This is a genomic window from Maridesulfovibrio spiralis (SeqCode) (assembly GCF_048571135.1).
In the GTDB taxonomy this organism is placed as follows: Bacteria; Desulfobacterota; Desulfovibrionia; order Desulfovibrionales; family Desulfovibrionaceae; genus Maridesulfovibrio; species Maridesulfovibrio spiralis.
Genome location: NZ_CP182344.1, coordinates 4,372,110 through 4,392,042 on the forward strand (window position 1 = coordinate 4,372,110; position 19,933 = coordinate 4,392,042).

The following is a 19,933-nucleotide window of genomic DNA, read 5'->3' on the forward strand; positions in this document are numbered from 1 at the left end:
TGCCTAAAACGCAGCATAAACTCAGAGGGGAGGACACGCCCTCCCCTCTGAGAACAGTAGAAGTGCGTCCGGATTTCAGGCAGACTACCTGAAATGAGTTGTGAATCTTGAATGCAAGTCAATTAAGATAAAGCAAAAAGGAGACTTTATATGGATCCGAACAAATTCACACAGAAAACTAACGACGCGATTGCTGCGGCACAATCTCTGGCTGTAAAAAACGGTCAGCAGCAGATAGAAGTGGAACACCTCCTCCTCGCCCTTATTGAGCAGGAAAAAGGAATTGTTTCCAAAATTCTCCAGAAATCATCCATTGATCCTGCGGCCTATAAAAATGCCGTTGAAGACGAAATCCGTAAACTGCCCAGTGTCAGCGGTCCCGGCGCCCAGCCCGGACAGGTGTTTGTCACCCAGCGGTTGAACAGGATTATTGTTGCCTCTGAAGAAATTGCCCAGCGCATGCAGGACGAATTCATCAGCGTAGAACACCTGTTCCTTGCCATCATGGATGAGCACGGTTCCACCGGGGCAGGCAGGGTCAACAAGACTTTCGGCCTGACCAAGGACAAGGTTCTGGAAGCCATGACCTCCATCCGGGGCAACCAGCGCGTGACCACTGACAATCCTGAAGCCACCTATGATGCGCTCAAAAAATATGGCCGCGATCTGGTTGAAGAAGCCCGCAAGGGCAAGCTTGATCCAGTCATCGGGCGAGATTCCGAAATCAGGCGCGTAATCCGCATCCTTTCCCGGCGGACCAAGAACAACCCTATCCTAATCGGTGAAGCCGGGGTCGGTAAAACCGCCATTATCGAGGGGTTGGCCCAGCGCATCGTCAAACAGGATGTTCCCGAAGGACTGAAAGACAAGACCGTATTCATGCTCGACATGGGTGCGCTCATTGCGGGCGCAAAATATCGCGGTGAATTCGAAGAACGGCTCAAGGCCGTGCTTAAGGAAGTTCAGGAATCCGAAGGTCAGATCCTTATCTTTATTGATGAAATCCACACCATTGTCGGCGCGGGTAAAACCGACGGAGCGATGGATGCCGGAAACCTGCTCAAGCCCATGCTGGCCCGTGGCGAACTGCACTGCATCGGCGCGACAACTACTGACGAATACCGCAAGTACATTGAGAAGGACCCGGCCCTTGAACGCCGTTTCCAGACCATTCTGGTCGAGGAACCGACAATTGAGGACACCATCTCAATCCTGCGCGGTCTTAAGGAACGCTTTGAAGTACACCACGGTGTTCGCATAAGCGATAGTGCGCTGGTAGAAGCAGCCGGACTTTCTGCCCGTTATATTACTGAACGACAGTTGCCGGACAAAGCCATCGACCTCATCGATGAAGCCGCAGCAATGATCAGGACCGAGATCGACTCCCAGCCCTACGAACTGGATAAGATCAACCGCCAGATCCTGCAGGCTGAAATCGAGCGCGAAGCACTGCGCAAAGAAGAAGATGCGGCATCCCGTGAGCGTCTTTCCAAGCTGGAAGATTCCCTCACCGAGATGAAAATCAAGCAGTCCGAGCTGGTCGAACAATGGGAAAAGGAAAAAGGCTCCATCGACACGGTGCGCAACCTTAAAGCCCAGATCGAAAAGACCAAACTCGACATAGAAACTGCAGAACGCAGCCTTGATTACAACCGCGCTGCAGAACTGAAATACTCCACCCTGCTCGCTCTTGAAAAACAGCTTGAAGGGATTGAAAGCAACATCGAAGGCGAAGAAGACAAAGTCACTGCGGACAGCAAACGTCTGCTCAAGGAATTTGTCGGCCCGGACGACATCGCCGGAATCATCTCGCGCTGGACCGGAATCCCGGTAAGCCGCCTTGTGGAAGGTGAGCGCGAAAAGCTGCTCCGGCTTGAAGAAATCCTGCATGATCGGGTAATCGGGCAGGATGATGCGGTCCGTGCTGTATCCGAAGCGGTACTGCGCGCCCGTGCGGGACTTAAAGACCCCTCCCGGCCTATCGGTTCATTTATCTTCCTCGGTCCCACCGGGGTCGGTAAAACCGAGCTATGCAAGGCTCTGGCTGAAGCTCTATTTGACAGTGAAGAAAACATCATCCGCATGGATATGTCCGAATACATGGAGAAACACGCCGTGGCACGGCTCATCGGAGCTCCTCCGGGCTATATCGGCTATGATGAAGGCGGACAGCTCACCGAAGCGATCCGCCGCAAGCCATACTCCGTGGTGCTCTTTGATGAGATCGAAAAAGCGCACAGCGATGTATTCAACGTGCTGCTGCAAATCCTCGACGACGGGAGAATCACAGATTCACAGGGCCGCACCGTGGATTGCAAGAACACCATCATCATCATGACTTCGAACCTCGGCTCCCAGCTGATGCTTGAAGGAATTGAAGAAAACGGTGAATTCAAGAACGGTGTTCAGGACGGCGTAATGAACGTTCTGCGCAACCACTTCCGCCCGGAATTCCTGAACCGCGTTGACGAAACAGTGCTCTTCAAACCGTTGCTTGAAAAAGATCTTGTCAAGATTGTAGACCTGCAACTTGCCGGACTGAGTGCGCGTCTTGAAGAACAGAAGATGTCCATGAAAGTCACTGACAAGGCCAAGGCATTCATCGCCCATGCGTCCTACGACCCAATCTATGGAGCAAGGCCGCTGCGCAGATACCTGCAGTCCCACGTGGAAACCCCGCTGGCGAAGAAGATTATCGGCGGAGAACTGCGTGAGGAACACCTCATCAATATTGATGCAGGCGATGATGGTTTGGAATTTAAAACTGAATAAGATAAAGGCCTCCGGCGGCCCTGCCGGGGGCCTTAAACCCTTTTACAAAAGGGTTTAAGAATCCCAAAACCTTTTAATAAGCTTCGTCCTCAATATACAATCAACCAATACTCACTCCCCCACCAGAACCAACATCATCCCCCACTGCCCATTCTACTTCAAGTTCCAGTGACCGCTTTACCTTACCGCTGGAACCTGTTTCTTCTTCAGCCTTAATCTCCAGAGTGACCTGCCCCGGAATTTCAAGCTCGACCGGTTCACCACCAGCGGACAAAATCAATTTCCCGGACTCAACCCTATCTGCCACAAGACGCAACACCTCTGCGGCCTCAGCAGCAGTTTTTTTCTCTTCACTCTTAAATAACACAACTTCTTTACCCATCGCTACCTCCTGAAAAATTTCACATCTGGATTAGATGCAACTTTCAACCAGAAAAATTTTCATCTATTTGACTGAAATCCCGATTTCAAATCATTAACCTAATAAATCAAAAGTCATCACACATGTCCAGATTGTGTGAGATATCAATCAAAGCAGCCTACCTTCTATGCTCCTGATCTTTAGATAATTCTTCACAACTAATTATATTTTCTTGTTGACAACAGACAACAACCAAACTAGTAATAGTTATCAACAGCAACAAATAAGGAGATTCCAAATGCAAGATAAAGTCCTCGAAGCAATGAAAGAAGCAGGTAAGCCCGTTCGTCCCGGTGATGTTGCAAAAGCAATCGGCGAAGAATCCAAAGATGTTTCCAAAGCTATCAAAGCCCTCAGAGAAGCTGGTAAAGTACACAGCCCCAAACGCTGTTACTACGAGCCTCTTTAAAAAATTTCTAATCACCTCATAAACCACTCACACCCTAGCAAAAAAGGCGGAATGTTCGTTACCACCCGAACATCCCGCCTTTTGCTATTTGCATTAGAGCAATGAAAAAAATGGCCGCAACCTGAATAGGTTGCGGCCATTAAAATTAAACATATTCAAAAATTTACACGGCGAAGCCAAACTAAAAAATTTGGAAGGGCCGCCGGAGGCATCTTCTAAACTAACAAACTCCCGACCTGATAAATAATCACTGAGAGTGTGTAGCCGAAAGCAAGCGACCCGAACACTGAGAACGTAGCCCATTTCCAGTTCGTCTCACGGGCGATTACCGCCACTGTAACCATACACGGCACATAGACCATCAGGAATATGAACACCGACCAGATTACCGGGGTAGTCCAAGCCTTATCCGCTGCGATCTTTTCACTGAGCGAGAGAGGCTCTTCCGGATCTTCTTCACCAAGCGAATAAGCTGTGGACATGGTGGAGACAAATACTTCCTTGGCAGCAAACGCGCCAATAAAGGCAATATTGGCCTGCCACGGGAATCCGGCGACGTCTGTTACCGGAGAAATGGCTTCACTGAGACGCCCGGCGTAAGAATGCTTGAGGGCCGCTTCACCTTCATTATAGCTGATCTGCGCCAAAGCCTCGGCCACTTTCGTCTCTTTTTCCTCTGCGGTTCCAGACCACGCGGCGCTCTGCTCGGCAACCTGAACTCGCTGCTCTTCAAAAGATGCAACCTGATCAACAGGCAGCTGCGGAAAAGTCATCAAAGCCCACATAAGAATCGAGATGGCCAGAATGACAGTACCGGCCTTCTTCACGTATTCCCAGACTCTATCCCAGGTGTGAATGGCAACCCCGTGCAAAGTGGGAATACGATACGGAGGCAGCTCCATCACAAAAGGGGTGGACTCACCCCTAAGCGCAGTCCAGCGCAGCAAACGTCCGAAACAAAGGGCCAGCAGCCATGAAACCAGCACAAGGCCGAACATGACTGTGGTTGCGTTGTCCGGGTAAAATGCACGGACCAGCATCAGATAAGCCGTGGTTTTAGCACCGCAAATCATGAACGGAGCGGTGAGGATGGTAGCGATGCGCTCCTTGGGACTGCGCAGGGTACGGCAGGTCATGACACCGGGAACGGCGCAACCGCCGGGAAGCCCGCCGGACATGATAAACGGCATGATCGACATGCCGTGCAGACCGAATGAACGGAATACGCGGTCAACCATATATGAAACACGAGCCATGTAGCCAAGGTCTTCAAGGAAAACCAGCATGGCGAACATGATCAGGATCAACGGGGTAAAACCCATAACTGCTCCAACACCGTCAATCACCCCGGAGGTGATCATGGATTTGAGCAAGCCGTCCGGCAACAAAGAACCGATGGTATTGGAAAGCCATGCAAAGCCGTCTTCCACCCAACCCTGCGGCACAGCGCCGACATTGAAAGTAATGTAGAACATACCGTACATGATCAGCAGCATGAGCACAGGACCAAGAAATTTATGAGTCAGTACAAGATCTACCTTGTCGGAAAAATCAAAGCGCAGGTTATCTTCACGGCTGATGACACCCTGCTTCAGGATTGAGTTGATGAAGCCGTAACGATAGTCAGCCAATACTGCTTCGGGATAAGTATTCAGGGTTTTCTGGATATGTTCCGAGACTTTCTGAACCTTTTCTTCAAGCTGCTCTGACAGCGGACCGGTTTTGCGGCCGTTTTTGATAACAATTTCATCTTCTTCAAGATATTTAACCGCCAGCCAGTGAGGATCATAGCGGTCGGTCATGAAGTTGTGTTCCACGATCAGCTCGGTCATCTCTTCGATAACAGGATCAAGATCGTGGCCGTAAGAAATATTAACCGGACTCCATTCGCCTTCAGTTGCTTCTACAACCGACTGCACGGACTCCATGAGTTCTTCCTTTCCGATTCCCCTTCGGGCCACACATTCCACAACCGGAACACCCATCAACTCGGAAAGTTTATTGGAATCAATGCGGATGCCCTTCTTGCGAACCTCATCCATCATGTTCAGACCGAGAACAACAGGAACACCGATCTCCATAAACTGCACGGCAAGGTAGAGGGAACGCTCAAGCGAAGTGGCATCAAGCATGTTGATAACCACATCGGGTTTTTCATCAACAATCACGTCACGGGCGACCACCTCTTCCATTGAATAAGAAGTAAGGGAATATGTTCCCGGTAAATCCACGAGATTTGCGCAGAACTCAGGAGTACAATAACGCCCTTCGGTACGATCTACAGTGATACCCGGATAGTTGCCTACGCGCGCCGTAGCCCCAGTCAGGGCGTTAAACATGGTACTTTTCCCACAGTTAGGCTGCCCGGAAACCGCTACAAAATATTCCTTACCCATAGCCTAATCCTCCGGCTTGACTACAATGTAATCAGCTTCATTATTACGCAGGGTCAAAGTAAATCCCTTCATGCGCAGGGCAACAGGATCTTCAAGAGGCGCACGGCCTACAACCATGAATTCAGTGCCGGGCACAAGACCCATGTCACGGATGCGGCGGCCGAGTTCACCGCTGGCATTAACCGCAACAACAACACCCTTCTGGTCCTTTTTCATAGTTCTGAGTGATACAGACATAACTCCCCTTAGACCTTATATCTTGACAACTTGATTATGAATGGCATTATCAACAACGGCCAGTCTACTCCAGCCGAGATTAGAATCCGTTACTTAGCCACGCTCATGATTGAAAGTCAATCTCATACGCAATTATTTACATTGTAACTTTCCTCACAATCAAAATCATACTTTTCAAGTATGCATCATTGTCCGTCAACCAGATATAATTAATTTTCTAGTAGATTAGATTAGAGGTAAACATTAAAGTTAACAGACCAAGTATCCTTCTAACCCACATCTTTTTTATATGAAAAACAGAATCTCTTACGAAGACCTGCGCCAATATGCGAAAGTCCTCCTCTGGGCCTTAAACAGCCGGAAAAAAAACGGGCTGAAAAATAAAGACATCGTCATCATAAAATATGACTACCTTGCAACACCGCTGGCCGAAGCCCTGTTTGCGCTGCTGATCGAAAAGCATCTGCATCCGGTCATGGAAACCGGACTGACACCGGCAATGAGAGCAGAACTGTATATCAATTCCAGCTACGGGCAGCTGACTTTTCACCCCCCGGGAAAAGAAGAATTATACTCACAGGCATCCGGAGTAATCCGCATTCATGCCCCGGAAGAAATAGAGGCTATGACCGAAATCGACCCGCGCTCCATCATGGAAAACCGTAACGCTTCCCGGACTTACCTCCAGACAATAGAAAAACGCAAACTACACGGCAAGCTTGCCTGGACCGAATGTGTCTATCCCACCCCGGCGCTGGCGGAAAAATCAAGCCTTTCCATTGACGACTACACTTCAAGATTGATGCGGGCCTGCTACCTGAATATGCCTGATCCGGCCCGCGAATGGCAGAAAATATCCGAGCGCACCAACGAAATCGCCCATTGGCTGACTTCAATGGACATCAAGACCATCCGCATGCAATCCGAACTTTGCGACCTCTTTTTCTCGCCCGGTGAAAACAGACGCTGGCAGGGAGCAGCCGGCGAAAATATTCCCGGATATGAAATCTACATCTCCCCGGACTGCCGCACTGTGAACGGAATCTACTTCGCGGACCTGCCATCATTATATATGGATAAAGCTACCTACGGTGTGCAGATAGAATTCATGGACGGCATCGCCATGCGGGCAAAAGCCATGGGTGGGGAAAAACTGCTGCTTGACCAGCTCCGGGTGGATGGTGGTGCGCGCCGCGTTGGCGAGTTCGCGCTGACCGATGCTTCCATTTCACGGGTGGACCACTTCATGGCCCAGACCATTCTGGATGAGAATTTCGGCGGCGAACACGGCAGCTGCCACATTGCGCTGGGCCAATCTCTGAGCGAAACATTTGCGGGACCGCCGGAGATTCTGGACAAAATGATGATGGACTCCCTCGGATTCAACACCTCCTCCATTCACTGGGATCTGGTTAACACAGAAGAAAAAAAGGTCACTGCAAACCTTGCGGATGGCAAAAAAGTGACTATTTACGAGAACGGACGGTTCAAATTGGACTAAAAAGCCAAGAACCTCAAAAAAAATACCTTTTGATCCCGTTTCATGTGTTGACAAGATATGCGGGATGCTTATTTGTCTAATTGTGCGGTCTGACTGTCCTTTTTTAAGGTATCAGGCCGCTAATTCATGACACCGGAGAGTCCATGTCTGGAAAAGAAGATAATAAAGAAATGAATGAACAGGGAACCGCAGCGACTGAAACAGAAGAAACTGCGGAAGCTGAGAACGAAGTGACTTTAAGCGAAGACGAACTCAAAGCCCTCTGCCGGGAACATGTATGCCCCGCATGCGATGTTATGGGAGAAGCTAAGGAAGAACGGCTGCGCGCACTGGCAGAAACGGAAAATATTAAAAAGAGACTTGCCCGCGAAACTGAAGAACTGAAAAAGTTCGCGGCAGACTCCATCCTTTCCGACCTGCTGCCCGTGCTGGACAACCTCGACCTCGCACTCAATCACGCCCAGAACCTTGACGCCTGCAAGGATTTCGTAATCGGCGTGGACATGACCAGAAAAATGTTTCTGGAAACCCTCGGCAAACACGGCCTCAAGGCTGTCGGTAAAGTCGGAGAAGAATTCGACCCCAATTTTCACGAAGCCATGGGCATGGCACAAAATGCGGATCTTCCCGACAACTCCATTGCCCAGATTATGCAGCGCGGTTATGTTCTTAAAGAACGCGTAATTCGTCCTGCCAAAGTAATGGTTAATAAATTATCCTAATTTTTAGAGCCTGACTCTTTACAACCTGAAATCAGGCATTAAATTTAATGCAGTAAATTTGAACATACATCTGGAGGAATTTATATATGTCTAAAATTATCGGAATCGACCTCGGTACTACCAACTCCTGCGTTTACGTTATGGAAGGTAAAGACCCCAAATGTGTTACCAACGCAGAAGGCGGCCGCACCACTCCCTCTATCGTAGGCTTCACTGACAAAGAACGCCTCGTCGGTGAAATCGCTAAACGTCAGGCTGTTACCAACCCTGAAAAAACCGTATTCGCCATCAAGCGTCTCATGGGCCGTCAGGCAAGCGCTCCTGAAGTTAAAAAATGGACTGCCCACTGCCCTTACCCCATCGTTGACGGTAAAGGCGGCGATGCCTGGGTTGAAATCGAAGGCAAAAAATACAGCCCATCTGAAGTTTCCGCTATTATCCTGCAGCAGCTCAAAAAAGATGCTGAAACTTACCTTGGTGAGCCCGTAACCGAAGCAGTAATCACTGTTCCAGCTTACTTCAACGACTCCCAGCGTCAGGCAACCAAAGATGCAGGACGCATCGCAGGTCTGGAAGTAAAACGTATCATTAACGAGCCGACCGCTGCATCTCTGGCTTACGGTTTCGACAAGAAAGCCAACGAAAAAATCGCAGTATTTGACCTTGGTGGTGGTACCTTTGATATTTCCATCCTCGAAGTTGGCGACAACGTTGTTGAAGTTCGCGCCACCAACGGTGACACCTTCCTCGGCGGTGAAGACTTCGACAACGCTGTAATCCAGTACCTTGTTGAAGAATTCAAGCGTGAAAACGGCATTGATCTTTCCGCTGACCGCATGGCTCTGCAGCGTCTGAAAGAAGCTGGAGAAAAGGCTAAAAAAGAACTTTCCACTGCAATGGAAACCGAAGTAAACCTGCCTTTCATCACCGCAGACCAGAACGGTCCTAAACACCTCATGGTCAAAATTTCCCGCTCCAAGCTGGAAAAACTTGTTGAAGACCTTGTTGACCGCACCAAGGCTCCCTGCCAGAAAGCACTGAAAGATGCAGGCCTGACCGCAGCAGACATTGACGAAGTTATCCTCGTCGGTGGTATGACCCGTATGCCTCTGGTACAGCAGAAGGTACAGGAATTCTTCGGCAAAGAACCCAACCGTTCCGTTAACCCGGACGAAGTTGTTGCAATGGGTGCATCCATTCAGGGTGGTATCCTCGCCGGTGACGTTAAAGACGTTCTCCTGCTTGACGTTACTCCGCTGTCTCTGGGTATCGAAACCATGGGCGGTGTTTTCACTAACCTTATCGAAAGAAACACCACCATCCCCACCCGCAAAAGCCAGGTGTTCACCACAGCGGCTGACAACCAGCCTTCCGTGTCCATCCATGTCCTGCAGGGCGAGCGTCCCATGGCAGCTGACAACATGACTCTCGGCCGTTTCGAACTGACCGGTCTTCCCGCAGCACCCCGCGGCGTACCCCAGATCGAAGTTACCTTCGACATCGACGCCAACGGTATCGTAAACGTATCCGCTAAGGATATGGGAACCGGCAAAGAACAGTCCATCCAGATCACCGCTTCCTCCGGACTTTCCGAAGAAGACATCGAGAAGATGGTTAAGGATGCTGAATCCCACGCTGAAGACGATAAGAAAAAACAGGCCCTCATTGAAGCCCGCAACCAGGCCGACTCCCTGATCTACACCACTGAAAAATCCCTGCGTGAAGTAGGTGAAAACGTGGATGCAGCTCTGAAGTCCGACATCGAAGCCAAGACTGAAGATCTCAAGAAAGTCCTTGATTCCGACGATCCTGAAGCCATCAAGCAGGCAACCGACGCCCTCGCTCAGGCTTCCCACAAACTGGCAGAGCAGCTCTACGCACAGCAGAACACAGCTGACGCAGAAGGCGCAGCAGGAGCAGCAGATGCCGGCGCAGCAGGTGCAGACGAAGATGTCGTCGATGCAGACTTCACCGAAGTTAAAGACGAGAAAAAATAATTTCCGTCCAAGCTTGCATAGCTGATAAGTAAAGTATAATTTAATCCGGCCTTCCTTACTTAGAGGAAGGCCGGATTTTTTTTACCTTTCCTTGACGAATTTACTTTCATAGGCCACAAACTCTGCATGGAAAACTCAATGAATAGAGATAAGGGCATGCACCCTTCCAACCATATTATTGCTGTTGTTCTGCTGACTGCATTCATTTTCGCGGGCGGCTGTGTTTCTCTTCAGAGACAACCGGTCAAAGTACCGACTGTTTCCACCGAGATGATGACTACTCAGACTCTGACCAGTGAAGCGGACAAAGCTTGGCGTATGCGGGACTATGTAACCAGTGAACTGTATTACACTAGACTGCTGGCCCGTACCGATATCCCGGAAAACGTTATCCTTCCGGCCACCGAACGTCTGGCTGTAAGTTCGTTTAAATCCGGTCATTACCACGAAGCCGAAGCCCGTCTAGAAGAGTGGAAGAGACTTTCCGACAAAGCTATCAGCTCTCCGGTCTGGCAGGAATATTACTTCGAAACACTGTCCGCTATCAAAGATTACCCCAAGCTGCGTGAACATCTCGCCCAGACTATGGAAGACCCTTTCCTGCCTTGGGCTATCCGCTCCACTGCGGGTAAAAATCTTTCCGGCATGAATCAGGATGAAAATTCCTTGGCTGCCCTTGAACGCCTCTATGCTATCGCTCCTGAAGATGCGAATAAAACAGAGCTTGAACAGTGGGTGATGAACGGCCTTAAATCCAAAAGTAAAGCTGAAATTGACGCCATGAATGAACTCATTCCCAGTGGCGGCAATCTAAAATTTCCCTACGAACTGCTTGTCTTTGAAAAAGCTGTCCGTCAGGCTGAAGATACTGAATACTGGCCTATGTCATGGCGCGCCATGGCCGGAATCATCCAGAACGGCCAAATCACAGACAAAACATTTTTCACCGAAATACTGAGCGGCCTCGAAAGCAAGTACGGTATCCCGCGTGTCGGTATCGCTCTTGTACTACCCATTTCCGGTCGCTTTCAGGAATACGGCTGGAAAATCGTGCGAGGTGCAGGCGCAGCCCAGTGGGAGATGACCAAGGCCGGTCTTGATGTCGACGTACAGGTCATCAACACCGAAGCTCCGGACTGGCTTGAAAGACTCCAGAATCTCCCCCCGTGGTACACTACCATCGGCGGCCCCATAAGCGTGAAAGCTTTCAAAAAGCTGGAACAGGCCGGGATTTATGCCGACAAGGTAACCTTCTCTTTCCTTGCCAAGCCCGGTAATCTTGAGGAAGGCAAACAGGCATGGAGATTTTTCTCCAGTCCTGAAGACCAGATTCGTGCCAGCCTTGACCTTGCCGTTAATGATCTGGGCATCACCCGCCTAGCCGTGCTTTATCCGCAGGAAAAATTCGGTCGCCAGATGTCCAAGAAATTCTTCGATATGGCTGCCATGCGCGGAGCTCGTATCACCGGGATGGAATCCTACCCGCCCCGAGACTTTCCCAAATGGGGTAAAGTGGTAGGCAAGCTGGTTCGCGCACCGCAGAAGCAAGCCCAGAACGAAGCCGAGGGTCTCGGCGAAGATGCTCCTCTTGCTGAAACTGATTTCGGTGCTGTATTCATCCCGGACACATGGCATCAGGCACAGCTCCTGATTCCGCACTTCTTTTTCCACGAGGCAGATACTCTCGTCTTTCTCGGTCCTGAACTCTGGAGTCAGGCCCTGAACTCTGCGCGCGATGTTGAAGCGCGCAACCTGCGTCTCACCGTTGCCCCCGGTGCATGGTGGCCCGCAAGTGACGGTGCCGGAAGGCTTAAAGAAGTTATGAACCGTGAAGGTCTGGGCACTCCCGATTTCTGGATTGCACTGGGTTACGATTTCATCAAATTCGCAGGCCGTCTTGGAACCTTTTCCGAAGGCTGGACAGCCGAAACCGTCAATGGACGTATCGCCGAAGCGCAAAACATGGACTTCAGCCTAGCACCCATCAGCTGGGATACAGAAGGCCACGCCAGCCAGAAGCTCTACCTGTTCCGCCCCGAGCAGAACGGTAAAACCCGCATTGATGCGGAACTGGTCAGCACAACCCTTGCCAAAGCAAAAGGCCGCCGCGCCGCACGCGTTAAAGCATGGGAAGAAAAACAGGCCGAACTGGAAGCTAAAAAAGCAGAAGCAGCTGAATTGGAAAATACTGAGCAATAATATTGCCTCCGGCGGCCCTCTGGAGTCCAAAAAAACCTTTTGCAAAAGGGTTCTCTGGACTCTCACAAAACCTTTTAGTATGGCTTCGCCGGGTATATAAAAAAATAATGTTATCAGGAGATATTCATGAGTGATGAAAAACTCAATTTAGAAGAAGTCGCGCGTGTAGCACGCCTTGCAAGACTTGATCTTTCAGAAGAAAAGACCGAACTTTTCGCAGGACAGCTCAATAACATCCTCTCATACATGGACAAGTTGAACGAAATCGACACCAGCGAAGTGGAACCTATGTTCAGCCCTGTTGAACACACCACAGTTCTGCGCAAGGATGAAGTCAAAAAAGAGCACACAAGGGAAGAAATCCTTTCCAATGCACCGGATTCTGACGGCCAGTACTTCGTCGTTCCCAGAATTGTTTAGACTGAACGTTGATTGCAGCGAACTACTTCCTAATATTTAACTCAATGAATACGGATTAAAGAATGTCCTCACTCATAGAAAAATCACTCACTGAAATTCAAGCCATGCTCATGGCCAAAGAAGTGACCGCCACTGAAGCTGTCAAAGCCTGCCTTGAACAGATCGAAAAAACCGAACCTGAAACCAAGGCCCTGCTTGCTACCTGCAACGAAGAAGCCCTCAAGCTTGCAGAAGAAATGGACGCAGCCGGTCCCGATGCTTCCAAACCGCTCTGGGGTGTGCCTGTCGTAGTTAAAGACGTGCTGGCTACCAAGGGTGTACCCACCACTGCAGGTTCCAAGATCCTCGAAGGATTCACTCCTTTCTATGATGCAACTGCAGTTGCAAAACTCAAAGAAGCAGGCGCAATTATTGTAGGTAAGGCCAACATGGACGAATTCGCCATGGGTTCCACCACTGAGAACTCCGCCTACCAGACCACCACCAACCCTTGGGACCCCACCCGCGTTCCCGGCGGTTCTTCCGGTGGTTCCGGCGCAACCATCGCTGCCGGACAGTGTTTCGCTTCCCTCGGCACTGATACAGGTGGCTCCATCCGTCTTCCCGCATCTTTCTGCGGCTGTGTCGGCGTTAAGCCCACCTACGGCCGCGTATCCCGCTACGGCATGATCGCGTACGGCTCTTCCCTCGACCAGATCGGTCCCATGACCAGAACTGTTGAAGATGCCGCCCGCGTACTGAACGTCATCGGCGGTCACGACCAGCGCGACTCCACTTCCGTGGACAAGCCGATGGACGACTTTGTAGCAGCACTTGCTGAACGCAAAGACCTTTCCGGCCTGACCATCGGTCTGCCTGAAGAATACTGGGGCGAAGGTCTTTCCGAAGAAGTTGCAGAAGCATGCCGCGCAGCAATCGACAAGGCCGAAGAACTGGGAGCCAAAACCGTTCCGGTTAAACTTTCCATGACCGAATACGCCATCGCGACCTACTACATCATCGCTATGGCTGAAGCCAGCTCCAACCTGTCCCGTTTCGACGGTGTCCGCTACGGCCACCGCACCAAGGCCCCCAAAGAGCTTGCAGAACTTTACACTAAATCCCGCACCGAAGCTTTCGGTGACGAAGTGCAGCGTCGTATCATCATCGGAACCTACGTACTTTCCGCAGGTTACTACGATGCATACTACCGCAAAGCCGCCCAGATTCGCCGTCTGCTGCGCGAAGACTTCAACAAGGCCTTCGAGTCCTGCGATCTCATCGCCGGCCCCGTATGCCCTACCACAGCCTTCCCCGTGGGTGATCTGACCTCCGATCCCCTGCAGATGTACCTGCAGGATATCTTCACTATCTCCCTGAACCTCGTGGGAATGCCCGGCATGTCCCTGCCTGTTGGATTGGGCAAAGATTCCAACATGCCCGTAGGTCTCCAATTCATGGCTCCCGCTTTTGACGAAAAAACCATGCTGCAGGCTGCAAACGTACTCGAAGAAAACCTCCCTGAGCTTCCCAAAGTCAAGCTCTAGGATCTCAATAGATAAAATAGAAAGCCCCGCGCTCATCTGAGTACGGGGCTTTCTCTAAATAATTTTATACAATCTATTCAACACATTAAGCATCAACAACACAACTAAATATATATTTAACACTTTTTTATTACGATTTTGCTTGACTTTGCTTCAGGAATAGATGATTAATGTCTCTATAAACACCAGCCGTACCCGTGAAGGCACGGTCAGACTGTGACTAGCGCTGGTTTAGATTAAACATGACTATCGAGGAGCCGAGTACGCATCTTGTACGCGGCCCTTTTTTTTTGGTGCACGGGCGCTAATATACTTTTTTACTTTTTTGGAGAATTTTTGAATGTCTAAGAATATTTATGTTGGTAACTTGCCTTGGTCCGCTACTGAAGAAGACATCCGCGCATCTTTCGAAGCTTACGGTGAAGTTGTTTCCGTTAAGCTCATCGAAGATCGTGAAACCGGTCGCCCCCGTGGTTTCGGTTTCGTAGAAATGGATGACAACGGTGCTCTCGATGCTATTGAAGCACTCGACGGTAAAGACTTCGGTGGTCGTAACCTCAAGGTTAACGAAGCCAAGCCCAGAGCAGAACGCCCCCGCTGGTAGTCTGTTTCTGTAAGTCTAAATAGACTTCTTTACGCCCGGTTCTCTTTTGAGAATCGGGCGTTTTTTTGTGCGCCAAAGATAAATTTATTTCCTCTAGATTAATCATAACCTTATGAGATATAAAACCTCCACTTACTGAAATTCATCATTCATAAGAGGTACAGATGGGCTGCTGCGTCGGGGCGAATCATAGTAATTGGTGTGAGAAATACGGCATCGTCTACATTGATGCTGAAGGCAAAGAATATTGTATTTTCCATGCTCCTGCTGATTGTAAGTTTACCGAGCTTTATGATGAACGGAAAGGTGGGGATAAACCTGATTTGATGGAAGCTGAGCAGTTTAATGGCTTGGTTTTTGAGCGGATTGATGCTGTTATTGAGGCTGGGGTTGATGAGGAGCGGGATGGCTTTAATTTTGTTATTTGGAACCCAAGATGTAATTTTGCAGGAACTATTTTTCCTTATGCAATTTCTTTCGCTAATTATGACGGACAGAATGATAAGTATTTACCACCGATAAATTTCAGCAGCTCACAGTTCAGCGGTTACGCTGATTTCACCAGTGCGCAGTTCGACGGATTTGTTTATTTCACCAGTGCACAGTTCAGCGAAGGCGCTAATTTCACCAGCACACAGTTCAGCGGAGACACTGATTTCACCAGTGCACAGTTCAACGGAGACGCCGATTTAACCAGTGCACAGTTCAGCGGAGACACTTTTTTCAATAGCGCACATTTTACTGAAAGGATGGACATAGATAAAGCTCAATTTTGCGGACACGCTAGTTTCATAAAAACACAACTCCATGGAGAAACCTGCTTTATGGAGACGCAGTTTCTTTTCATCGCAGATTTTAGAAGAGTTCAATTCCACCATCAACTATCTGCAATCAATTCACAATTCATCGGTGACGCAGATTTTAGTGACGCACGTTTTCATAGGACAGTATTTTTCTCTAACTCACAGTTCCGCCAAAAAGCTGATTTCAGCAGATCTAAATTTAGAGGTAATTCTTTTTTTTGCAAATTACAGTTCCGAGGGGATGTGAATTTCAGCAATTCAAATTTTCGCGCAGACGCTAACTTCAGAGGCTCTCAATATCGTAATTTTGCTGATTTCAGCAATTCTCAATTCCGCGGACAATCAGACTTCAATACATCACAATTCCGTGGCTACATATCTTTTATAAAATCACGATTCAGCAAATCTATAGATTTCGAAAACTCACAATTTCGAAAAGATGCTGATTTCAGAAACTCACAGTTCCGCAAACTAGCTAATTTCCGAAATACACAATTCCGTGGAAACGCAAACTTCGACAGCTCGCAATTTTACGGAAAAGCTGATTTCCGAATTGCCGAAACGCGAAAACAAGCAAGATTTGATTCTGTAAAATTTATAAACTCTAATTTTGATCAAATTGAATTTAAGGGATCTGTTTCTTTTGTAAATTCTTCATTTAAAAAGGAGACCTCTTTCAAGAATATTATATGTCATGAATATTCCAACTTTGAACAGACCAAATTCAATAACACCGTATCATTCCGACATGCCCTATTTAAAGAATGGAGCTACTTTCGTAATGTGGAATTTAGAAGTGCAACCTCATTCGCAGGAGCCATCTCCAAAGAAACTATTGTGGTTGAAAATGTAGACTTATCTAATCTCTACCTTGCTGAGACAAACATTGAATCTTTCAAGTTCACAGAATGTACATGGCCACGGAAAAAGAATGGACGCAGAGCTATTGCAGATGAAATTTCACCAATAGACTCAGAGAATGGTCTAAGCTTCACAAAACTTGAAGAGATATATCGTAGATTAAAAAAAGTAGCCCGTGTGAATAATGATGAAATGCAGGCTTCCACATGGCATTACAACGAAAAAGAAATGCTCCGCAAAAAAATGCGTGAGGAAAACGGTCCTGGAATTATCGAAAAACTGTGTACAAAGACATGTGAGCTTCTTCCCTGTAATATAGAAATAGCAAAAACAAAATTCTCCAAGTTGATCGAAATCTCGGAACAAACACGTACCCCGTTCCTGCGTTTCATAAACACAGCATACTGGATAGTTTCCGGCTACGGCGAAGAACCTCTTAGAGCCGGAGTATGGCTGCTGATATTCATTTTTGGGGCAATGCTTCTTGCTATCTTCGGCCCGGACTCTACATCATCTGACTTCAGTACAAGATGGATGTGGTACATGCCATTAATAAAAGTAAACCTTAAAGCCGACGGCCTCCACTACCTCCTAAAAGGCCTCTCAGTAACTCTCATAACCCTCCAAGCAGCCCTATTCGGTTTTGCCCTGCGAAACAAGCTGCGTCGCTAACAGAGGCTAACAGAGCGCAAAAAAGCCCCGCACTCATCAGAGTGCGGGGCTTAATTTTATTCTAAAACAAGAAACTTACTTAACTTCGCCAGCCTCAAAACCGATCTTGTTGATGGTCTCCTTGATCAGAGCCTCATCAACAGGGCTGGTTTCTTCAAAGGTGGCACATGCATCATCACGGCTGACTTTGACATCAGAAACACCATCAATCGCGCTGAGAGCCTTTTCAACAGAACCTACGCAATGCATGCAGCTCATGCCTTTCACTTCTACTTTTTTCATGATCAATCTCCTGAGATATTCAACAGTCCCTTGATCGGGATTCCAAAGGGACTTGTTCCTTTGGCCGCCGGAGGCGAAATCAAATCGATAAAAGCGCGAAGCGCATCAACTAGTTATTCTCAATCCACTCAACAGCTTCAGCGAAATTGAGAGTCCCGGTGTAGATGGCCTGACCGGAAACAGCACCTTCCAGACCTTTGGAAACCAGAGGCTGAAGGTTAATAACGTCTTCGAGTGTTGCCACACCACCGGCTGCGATAACAGGCAGCTTGGTCTTGGCGCAAAGCTCAGACATAGCAAGCACGTTTACACCGGTCTGCATGCCGTCGCGGCTGATGTCGGTGTAGATGATGAATGCGGCTCCGGCTGCTTCAATGCGGGGGATGATATCGAAGATGGAGATACCTGCATCTTCAACCCATCCGCGAGACTTGAGCTGGCCGTTTACTGCGTCAAGTGACACCCCGATCTGACCGGGGAATTTGGCGCAAAGCTCGGCAAAGGTTTCTTCGTCTTCGAGAGCCATAGTACCGATGATGAGACGTCTTACGCCAGCTTCAAGGTACTTGGATGCGGTTTCAATATCGCGGATACCGCCACCCAGCTGCACTGGAATGCTGAGCTGGCTGCAGATATCTTTAATAAGATCAAAGTTCTTGGGCATTCCGCTGAATGCGCCATCGAGGTCAACTACGTGCAGGTATCTTGCGCCCTGATTTTCCCAGTACTTTGCCTGAGCTACAGGGTCACTGGAAAATACGGTTACAGCATCAGCCTGCCCCTGTGAAAGACGCACGCAAACGCCGTCTTTAATGTCCACGGCGGGAAAAACAATCATAAACCAAGCTCCATAAGTCCGGTCTCAAGGGCTTCGTCAGAGAGTTCCATGGCGGTGACCCATTTGCCGCCGCGTTTGAAGAAAGTTTCGGCTTCCAGCACATTCTCCATGAGAGTCTGCTGGGTTTCGTCATAGTGGAATCTTCTGATGATGCGCTTGTTGTTAACATCTATAAGAAACAGATCAATAATAACGGATGCGGGCTGGATATTGAAATCAGCCTTCTGCATACCGCGCAGGTCCTGCCAGAAAAGAATCTGCGGAACCAGAATGTAGTCGGCACTCATACACTGGCCGACCTTAACCCAATAAGCAAAAGCAGCCTCACGACGGCCACCCAAATTTTCAAAAACCTCGATTTCCTGGCACTGGCGAGTAATTGCCGGACGCGCAAAAGCGGTCACACCGTGCTTGGAGAGCACTCCGACCATCTTTGCGTCAAGCTGCTGCAGGATTTTTTTATCAACGGGATTCCCTTCCTGAGGCAGATATCCAGCCAGAAGTTCCCAGTTAAAAACAGGATTAGTAAATCCGGCAACCGCGAGTTTTCCAGCAGGACGCGGGAGTTTGACAAGCTCACTCTTACTGGCACAACCAGAGAGAGAGCCAAAAACAAAAACACAAATAATAAGCAGAGGGAAAAGCCGTTTCATTAATCGAGACTCCCTTTTGTGCTGGAAACACCTTGTCTTTCAACGGACAGGGCATTGCGAAAAGCAAGTCCCAAAGCCTTGAACGCACCTTCGAGCAGATGGTGGCCGTTACGTCCGTATTCAAACTTGATGTGCAGGTTCATACCGGCCTTGAAAGCCAGTGACTTGAAAAATTCACGCCAGACGTCCCTTTCATCTCCGGCAATTATCGGAGGCAGGATGTCATCATCATACACAAGATAGGCTCGTCCTGAAAGATCAATTACGACCTCGACAAGAGCTTCATCCATGGGAACTTTAGCAAACCCGATGCGGTTAATACCCTTCTTGTCGCCCATGGCCTCTAACAGGGCCTGACCGAGTACGATTGCGATATCTTCAAGAGTATGGTGCGAGTCGATTTCAAGATCACCCTTGCATTTGAGGTCGAGATCAAATCCGGCCCAGAAGCTCATCAGAGTAAGCATGTGGTCGGCGAATCCAACCCCTGTATCAATATCAGTACGGCCTTCACCGTCGATATTAATTTTCAGCGCGATATCGGTTTCCTTGGTGGTACGGCTAATTGCAGCGGATCTCTGTGACAAACCAACCTCTCTTATAGTGCGGCCTGCGGCGGC

At 48.9% G+C, this 19,933-nt stretch carries 17 protein-coding genes; 10 read left to right on the forward strand and 7 right to left on the reverse strand.

Going from position 1 to position 19,933, the window contains the following annotated elements; translation table 11 throughout:
- Positions 1-150 precede the first annotated feature (150 nt).
- Positions 151-2,772, forward strand: a complete 2,622-nt coding sequence (clpB, locus tag ACNI29_RS19630) for an ATP-dependent chaperone ClpB (protein ID WP_419780059.1) — start codon at positions 151-153, stop codon at positions 2,770-2,772.
- A gap of 100 nt (positions 2,773-2,872) precedes the next feature.
- Here clpB and ACNI29_RS19635 read toward each other — a convergent pair whose 3' ends face one another.
- Positions 2,873-3,154: an amphi-Trp domain-containing protein gene (locus ACNI29_RS19635; protein ID WP_419780060.1), complete on the reverse strand. Its 282-nt coding sequence runs from the start codon at positions 3,152-3,154 to the stop codon at positions 2,873-2,875.
- Between the two features lie 277 nt (positions 3,155-3,431).
- On the opposite strand from ACNI29_RS19635, the gene ACNI29_RS19640 reads away from it, so the two are divergent.
- Positions 3,432-3,602, forward strand: a complete 171-nt coding sequence (locus ACNI29_RS19640) for a DUF8462 domain-containing protein (RefSeq protein ID WP_163295103.1) — start codon at positions 3,432-3,434, stop codon at positions 3,600-3,602.
- A gap of 215 nt (positions 3,603-3,817) precedes the next feature.
- On the opposite strand, the gene feoB is transcribed toward ACNI29_RS19640, so the two are convergent.
- Positions 3,818-5,998: a ferrous iron transport protein B gene (gene feoB, locus ACNI29_RS19645; RefSeq protein WP_419780061.1), complete on the reverse strand. Its 2,181-nt coding sequence runs from the start codon at positions 5,996-5,998 to the stop codon at positions 3,818-3,820.
- A 3-nt stretch (positions 5,999-6,001) separates the two neighbouring features.
- The gene (locus tag ACNI29_RS19650; RefSeq protein ID WP_419780062.1) at positions 6,002-6,235 is read right to left on the reverse strand and encodes a FeoA family protein; all 234 of its coding nucleotides are present in this window, start codon (positions 6,233-6,235) and stop codon (positions 6,002-6,004) included.
- 289 nt (positions 6,236-6,524) lie between these two features.
- Here ACNI29_RS19650 and ACNI29_RS19655 point away from each other — a divergent pair, with 289 nt between their 5' ends.
- The 8 genes from ACNI29_RS19655 to ACNI29_RS19690 all read left to right on the forward strand — a co-directional run bounded on the left by ACNI29_RS19655 (position 6,525) and on the right by ACNI29_RS19690 (position 17,540).
- On the forward strand, positions 6,525-7,736 hold the full coding sequence (locus ACNI29_RS19655) for an aminopeptidase (protein ID WP_419780063.1): 1,212 nt from the start codon (positions 6,525-6,527) through the stop codon (positions 7,734-7,736).
- 143 nt (positions 7,737-7,879) lie between these two features.
- On the forward strand, positions 7,880-8,458 hold the full coding sequence (gene grpE / locus ACNI29_RS19660; protein ID WP_419780065.1) for a nucleotide exchange factor GrpE: 579 nt from the start codon (positions 7,880-7,882) through the stop codon (positions 8,456-8,458).
- Between the two features lie 86 nt (positions 8,459-8,544).
- Complete coding sequence (dnaK, locus tag ACNI29_RS19665) at positions 8,545-10,455, forward strand: molecular chaperone DnaK (RefSeq protein ID WP_419780066.1); 1,911 nt, start codon at positions 8,545-8,547, stop codon at positions 10,453-10,455.
- A gap of 138 nt (positions 10,456-10,593) precedes the next feature.
- Positions 10,594-12,654, forward strand: coding sequence for a type 1 periplasmic-binding domain-containing protein (locus tag ACNI29_RS19670; protein WP_419780067.1), 2,061 nt, complete (start codon positions 10,594-10,596; stop codon positions 12,652-12,654).
- A gap of 126 nt (positions 12,655-12,780) precedes the next feature.
- A complete protein-coding gene (gene gatC, locus ACNI29_RS19675; protein WP_419780068.1) occupies positions 12,781-13,074 on the forward strand; it encodes an Asp-tRNA(Asn)/Glu-tRNA(Gln) amidotransferase subunit GatC in 294 nt (97 codons plus the stop codon).
- A 62-nt stretch (positions 13,075-13,136) separates the two neighbouring features.
- Entirely contained in the window at positions 13,137-14,600 is a 1,464-nt protein-coding gene (gene gatA, locus ACNI29_RS19680) for an Asp-tRNA(Asn)/Glu-tRNA(Gln) amidotransferase subunit GatA (protein ID WP_419780069.1), read from the forward strand.
- 340 nt (positions 14,601-14,940) lie between these two features.
- Positions 14,941-15,204 (forward strand): RNA-binding regulator, encoded by a 264-nt coding sequence (gene rbp / locus ACNI29_RS19685; RefSeq protein WP_419780070.1) that lies wholly within the window; start codon positions 14,941-14,943, stop codon positions 15,202-15,204.
- 164 nt (positions 15,205-15,368) lie between these two features.
- Entirely contained in the window at positions 15,369-17,540 is a 2,172-nt protein-coding gene (locus ACNI29_RS19690) for a pentapeptide repeat-containing protein (protein ID WP_419780071.1), read from the forward strand.
- A gap of 75 nt (positions 17,541-17,615) precedes the next feature.
- Here the strand turns inward: ACNI29_RS19690 and ACNI29_RS19695 are convergent, their stop codons facing one another.
- The 4 genes from ACNI29_RS19695 to hisB form a co-directional block, all read right to left on the reverse strand.
- Positions 17,616-17,822 (reverse strand): heavy-metal-associated domain-containing protein, encoded by a 207-nt coding sequence (locus ACNI29_RS19695; protein ID WP_419780072.1) that lies wholly within the window; start codon positions 17,820-17,822, stop codon positions 17,616-17,618.
- 109 nt (positions 17,823-17,931) lie between these two features.
- Positions 17,932-18,660 carry a 1-(5-phosphoribosyl)-5-[(5-phosphoribosylamino)methylideneamino]imidazole-4-carboxamide isomerase gene (gene hisA, locus ACNI29_RS19700; protein WP_419780073.1) on the reverse strand — a complete coding sequence of 243 codons (729 nt, stop codon included), beginning with the start codon at positions 18,658-18,660 and terminating at the stop codon, positions 17,932-17,934.
- On the reverse strand, positions 18,657-19,313 hold the full coding sequence (locus tag ACNI29_RS19705; RefSeq protein ID WP_419780074.1) for a hypothetical protein: 657 nt from the start codon (positions 19,311-19,313) through the stop codon (positions 18,657-18,659). The genes hisA and ACNI29_RS19705 overlap by 4 nt, the downstream gene beginning before the upstream one ends.
- A complete protein-coding gene (hisB, locus tag ACNI29_RS19710; protein ID WP_419780076.1) occupies positions 19,313-19,900 on the reverse strand; it encodes an imidazoleglycerol-phosphate dehydratase HisB in 588 nt (195 codons plus the stop codon). The genes ACNI29_RS19705 and hisB overlap by 1 nt, the downstream gene beginning before the upstream one ends.
- Positions 19,901-19,933 lie beyond the last annotated feature (33 nt).

Excerpts from the sequence above, each read along its gene's own strand:
- feoB (WP_419780061.1), bottom strand. The coding sequence starts at position 5,998 with ATGGGTAAGGAATATTTTGTAGCGGTTTCCGGGCAGCCTAACTGTGGG.
- hisA (WP_419780073.1), bottom strand. The coding sequence starts at position 18,660 with ATGATTGTTTTTCCCGCCGTGGACATTAAAGACGGCGTTTGCGTGCGT.
- ACNI29_RS19635 (WP_419780060.1), bottom strand. The coding sequence starts at position 3,154 with ATGGGTAAAGAAGTTGTGTTATTTAAGAGTGAAGAGAAAAAAACTGCT.
- ACNI29_RS19650 (WP_419780062.1), bottom strand. The coding sequence starts at position 6,235 with ATGTCTGTATCACTCAGAACTATGAAAAAGGACCAGAAGGGTGTTGTT.
- ACNI29_RS19640 (WP_163295103.1), top strand. The coding sequence starts at position 3,432 with ATGCAAGATAAAGTCCTCGAAGCAATGAAAGAAGCAGGTAAGCCCGTT.
- ACNI29_RS19695 (WP_419780072.1), bottom strand. The coding sequence starts at position 17,822 with ATGAAAAAAGTAGAAGTGAAAGGCATGAGCTGCATGCATTGCGTAGGT.
- dnaK (WP_419780066.1), top strand. The coding sequence starts at position 8,545 with ATGTCTAAAATTATCGGAATCGACCTCGGTACTACCAACTCCTGCGTT.
- rbp (WP_419780070.1), top strand. The coding sequence starts at position 14,941 with ATGTCTAAGAATATTTATGTTGGTAACTTGCCTTGGTCCGCTACTGAA.
- gatC (WP_419780068.1), top strand. The coding sequence starts at position 12,781 with ATGAGTGATGAAAAACTCAATTTAGAAGAAGTCGCGCGTGTAGCACGC.
- ACNI29_RS19670 (WP_419780067.1), top strand. The coding sequence starts at position 10,594 with ATGAATAGAGATAAGGGCATGCACCCTTCCAACCATATTATTGCTGTT.
- ACNI29_RS19655 (WP_419780063.1), top strand. The coding sequence starts at position 6,525 with ATGAAAAACAGAATCTCTTACGAAGACCTGCGCCAATATGCGAAAGTC.
- ACNI29_RS19690 (WP_419780071.1), top strand. The coding sequence starts at position 15,369 with ATGGGCTGCTGCGTCGGGGCGAATCATAGTAATTGGTGTGAGAAATAC.
- grpE (WP_419780065.1), top strand. The coding sequence starts at position 7,880 with ATGTCTGGAAAAGAAGATAATAAAGAAATGAATGAACAGGGAACCGCA.
- ACNI29_RS19705 (WP_419780074.1), bottom strand. The coding sequence starts at position 19,313 with ATGAAACGGCTTTTCCCTCTGCTTATTATTTGTGTTTTTGTTTTTGGC.
- gatA (WP_419780069.1), top strand. The coding sequence starts at position 13,137 with ATGTCCTCACTCATAGAAAAATCACTCACTGAAATTCAAGCCATGCTC.
- clpB (WP_419780059.1), top strand. The coding sequence starts at position 151 with ATGGATCCGAACAAATTCACACAGAAAACTAACGACGCGATTGCTGCG.